The organism is Nocardia sp. NPDC058497 (assembly GCF_042720195.1).
Taxonomy (GTDB): domain Bacteria; phylum Actinomycetota; class Actinomycetes; order Mycobacteriales; family Mycobacteriaceae; genus Nocardia.
This window is the reverse complement of record NZ_JBHXMY010000595.1, coordinates 1-3,531: the sequence shown is the minus strand read 5'-3', so window position 1 is coordinate 3,531 and position 3,531 is coordinate 1. Positions and strand designations below refer to the sequence as shown.

Here is a 3,531-nt window from a genome sequence, read left to right as displayed (position 1 = left end):
AATAAGCAGAGAGGTTTCTTTCATGCCACTGGCCACGGTGAACGGCATCGCACTGAACTATCAGGTCAAGGGCGACCGTACCAAGGGCACCGACGTCAAGGGCGGCGGTCCGCTGGTGGTGTTGATCATGGGCACCGGGTCGCCGGGCAGGGTGTGGGATCTGCATCAGGTTCCCGCGCTGGTCGCGGCCGGGTACCGCGTCTGCGTCTTCGACAACCGGGGCATCGCGCCGTCGTTCGAGGCTGCCGGTGGCATGCGGATCGAGGAGCTGGTGGCCGACACCGCGGCGCTGATCGAGTTCCTCGACGAAGGGCCCGCCCTGATCGCGGGTACCTCGATGGGCGCCCGGGTCGCCCAGGAGCTGGCGCTGGCCCGTCCCGACCTGGTCCGCAAGGCTGTATTCATGGCGGGCCACGGCAGGCTGGACCAGTTCCAGAAGACGCTGTCGGCCGGTGAGCAGGACCTCGACGCCGCGGGTGTGCAGCTCCCCGCGAAATTCGAGGCGGCCCTGACCGCGGTGATGAATCTGTCGCCCGCGACCATGGCCGACACCAACGCCGCCCGCGATTGGCTGGATCTGTTCGAGTTCACCGGTGGGGCCACGCCCCCCGGAATCCGGGCGCAGCGGGCGATGGACCACGAGTTCGACCGGATCGCCGCCTATCGCGCAATCACGGTGCCCTGCCTGGCAATTGGCTTCGCCGATGATAGGATGATTCCGCCTTATCTGTCACGGGAGGTTGCCGAGGCCATCCCGGGCGCCAGGTACCAGGAGATTCCGGACACCGGGCACTACGGCTACCTGGAACGCCCCGAGGCGGTCAACAAGATCCTCCTCGATTTCTTCGCGGCCTGACCGTCGAGGCCGAGGTAACCACCTACACGTAACGTCTGCCTTGCTAGGGTCGACACAACGCCCGGGGGTGCGCACCCCAGAGCGATCCCGTACACAGCGCCAGTATCCAGTGAGGTGAAATTGAGCACCAACCCCTTCGACGACGAGGACGGCCGCTTCTTCGTTCTGGTCAACGACGAAGAGCAGCACTCCCTGTGGCCCGCGTTCGCGGAGGTCCCCGCGGGTTGGCGTGTCGTGTTCGGTGAAGAAAGCCGGGCCGCGTGCGTCGAATACGTCGAGAAGAACTGGACCGACATGCGTCCCAAGAGCCTGCGTGACGCGATGGCCGCCGACGATGCGGCCCGCGCCCAGTCCTGAGCAGTAACACAGATACTGCGCCGGGACCTCGCTGAGCGTGACGGCCGTGTGGCACTCCTACCGATGCCACGCGGCCGCCGCGTGCCGCTATGATTGTCGCTGCCCTCCGGGGCTCATGAAGTACCCGCCTCCTTAGCTCAGTGGTAGAGCACCGCTCTTGTAAAGCGAAGGTCGTCAGTTCAATCCTGACAGGGGGCTCAATGCGAAAAGAAAGGCTCTGGCCCCGGTCAGAGCCTTTTTTGCGCGCTGGCCGCTGACGGTCTTTGCCGTGACCCCAAGACTTTTGGGGCGACCTCGCGTCCATGCGCTGCGGTATCTTCCATGCGATCGCCGCACCCTGGTCGGCGCGCAGAGGAAGCACACGCCACATGTTCAACAAGTCCTTTGCGGCCGCCGCACTCTCGGTGAGCGCCGCTGCCGTCCTCGCGGCACCGCCCGCCGCCGCCGACCCGGTCAACTGGGGCGCCGTTTCCCTCAGCGTGTGGGGCAACGTCTTCGCGTTTTCGGTCAACCACCCGACGGAAGCCGACGCCATTCGAGCCGCCGACCGAGCGTGCAAGGGTCAGGGCATCATCGACTGCCGGATGGTGGTGACGTTCGCGAACGGCTGCGGTGCGGTCGTGACGAGTCCGCTCGCGATCGTCGCAGGGTTCCCGATCGTGGGCTTCGGTAAAGGGGCGACCCCAGGGGAGGCATACGCGGACGCCACCCGCAACCTCCCCACCGGCACCGGAAGCGCCGGCTCGTTCAATCGCGCCCACGCCTGCACCCAGCCTTGATCTAGTTCCCGCAATCAGGCCTCCGACCTGCGTTGAGCGCGGTCGGAGGCTTTTCGCGTCAACCGCGCTCCGGCGCGAACTGTTGGGCATAAGGTGAGTTCACCGGTGAACTACCTGGAGATCCGATGAACCTCTCTCGTCCGACGTGCCGGACAGTCGGCGTGCTGGCCGTCACCGCGACGGCCGCCCTCCTGCCCGCGAACCCGGCTGCCGCCGCACCGGAATCGTGTCCGCAGTGGACGCAGCGGACCGTCGCGTCCGGCTATGGGTTGCTCGAGAACCTCGCTTTCGATGGCCGCGGGAACCTGCTGCTGTCGGAACAGTCCGCGACCGGAGTCGGTGGTTCGCTCCAGCGACTGTCCGCCGAGGGCACGAAGTCTGTCGCGGTGGGCGGTATCGACGGCCCCGGCGGAGTCATCGTCGTCGACGACACGGCCTATTTCACCACCGGCAACAGCGCCGTGGCCGCGCTGACAGGCCGCGCGGACGGAACCATTCGCGCGCTGGACCTCGACACCGGCGCGGTCACCACGGTCGCCACCGACTTGACGATGCCGAACGGCCTGGCGCAGCTGCCCAACGGCGATTTCGTCGTCAGCAAGGACGTCGGCGCGGGGTCCATGACGCGAGTAGCGGCGGATGGCAGCGCGTCGCCGTACGCACCGTCGCTCACCTCCACCAACGGCCTCGCGTTCGACCCCACACGCAATCGGCTCGTTGTCTCGACGACCTTCGACCCGACAACAGTGGTCACCTTCGTCGACTACGCCGACCCCGCCAGACCGGCTCCGCGCACCGTGATCCCCGGACACGGCCCGCTGAACGCGGCCGACGATCTGACCGTCGGCCCGGACGGCAAGGCCTATGTGGCGCTCAATGTCGCCGGCCGAATCCACCAGGTCGACCTGGACACCCGGCAATCCTGCACAATCGCCGACGGACTCCCGCTGTCCTCCTCGGTCCGTTTCGGCGCGGGCCCGGGCTGGAACCCACACGCCCTATACGTGACGAGCTTCCTCGGCACCATCACCCAGCTGACCCCACCCAGCTCCTGACGGTGCTCGGGCTCGCGAACGACCTTGGCGGCGGGGCTCAGTCGGGGACGTTGGCTCCGTAGCCGAGTTCGCGGAGGGCGGCTTTGATCTTGTCGCGGGCCTCGTCGAGGGATTCGGGCTTGGGGGCGGTGTCGGCGCCGGAGATGTCGAAGTCGCCCATGGTGTAGGCGGGGAAGACGTGGGTGTGCAGGTGGGGGACTTCCAGGCCCGCGATGAGGAGGCCGGCGCGGGGGGCGTCGAAGGCGATGCGGACGGCTTGGCCGATCTTCTGGGCGACACCGGTGAGGCGGGCCATGACGGCGGGGTCGACGTCCTGCCACTGGTCGATCTCGGCGCGCGGCACGACGAGGGTGTGGCCCTGGGTGACGGGGGCGATGGTGAGGAAGGCGACGAACTCGTCGTCCTCCCAGACGAAACGGCCGGGAAGCTGTCCGGCGATGATCGCGCTGAAGACGGATGCCATAGCGGCGAGCCTAATCTGTCC

Annotated in this window: 5 protein-coding genes and 1 tRNA gene; 5 read left to right on the top strand and 1 reads right to left on the bottom strand. The window is 67.3% G+C overall.

What is annotated here, in order from left to right; genetic code table 11:
• Nucleotides 1-22 precede the first annotated feature (22 nt).
• From ACFWPJ_RS27860 to ACFWPJ_RS27840, 5 genes are all read left to right on the top strand, one after another.
• Nucleotides 23-856 (top strand): alpha/beta fold hydrolase, encoded by an 834-nt coding sequence (locus tag ACFWPJ_RS27860; RefSeq protein ID WP_378855714.1) that lies wholly within the window; start codon nt 23-25, stop codon nt 854-856.
• A 120-nt stretch (nt 857-976) separates the two neighbouring features.
• Nucleotides 977-1,213, top strand: a complete 237-nt coding sequence (locus ACFWPJ_RS27855; protein ID WP_022565839.1) for an MbtH family protein — start codon at nt 977-979, stop codon at nt 1,211-1,213.
• Nucleotides 1,214-1,339: 126 nt separating this feature from the next.
• A tRNA-Thr gene (locus ACFWPJ_RS27850) sits at nt 1,340-1,411 on the top strand.
• Between the two features lie 170 nt (nt 1,412-1,581).
• The gene (locus ACFWPJ_RS27845) at nt 1,582-1,992 is read left to right on the top strand and encodes a DUF4189 domain-containing protein (RefSeq protein WP_378855712.1); all 411 of its coding nucleotides are present in this window, start codon (nt 1,582-1,584) and stop codon (nt 1,990-1,992) included.
• A gap of 125 nt (nt 1,993-2,117) precedes the next feature.
• Nucleotides 2,118-3,047: an SMP-30/gluconolactonase/LRE family protein gene (locus ACFWPJ_RS27840; protein ID WP_378855710.1), complete on the top strand. Its 930-nt coding sequence runs from the start codon at nt 2,118-2,120 to the stop codon at nt 3,045-3,047.
• 37 nt (nt 3,048-3,084) lie between these two features.
• On the opposite strand, the gene ACFWPJ_RS27835 is transcribed toward ACFWPJ_RS27840, so the two are convergent.
• Nucleotides 3,085-3,510, bottom strand: coding sequence for an HIT family protein (locus ACFWPJ_RS27835; protein WP_378855708.1), 426 nt, complete (start codon nt 3,508-3,510; stop codon nt 3,085-3,087).
• Nucleotides 3,511-3,531: the final 21 nt, after the last annotated feature.

Excerpts from the sequence above, each read along its gene's own strand:
- ACFWPJ_RS27840 (WP_378855710.1), top strand. The coding sequence starts at position 2,118 with ATGAACCTCTCTCGTCCGACGTGCCGGACAGTCGGCGTGCTGGCCGTC.
- ACFWPJ_RS27860 (WP_378855714.1), top strand. The coding sequence starts at position 23 with ATGCCACTGGCCACGGTGAACGGCATCGCACTGAACTATCAGGTCAAG.
- ACFWPJ_RS27845 (WP_378855712.1), top strand. The coding sequence starts at position 1,582 with ATGTTCAACAAGTCCTTTGCGGCCGCCGCACTCTCGGTGAGCGCCGCT.
- ACFWPJ_RS27835 (WP_378855708.1), bottom strand. The coding sequence starts at position 3,510 with ATGGCATCCGTCTTCAGCGCGATCATCGCCGGACAGCTTCCCGGCCGT.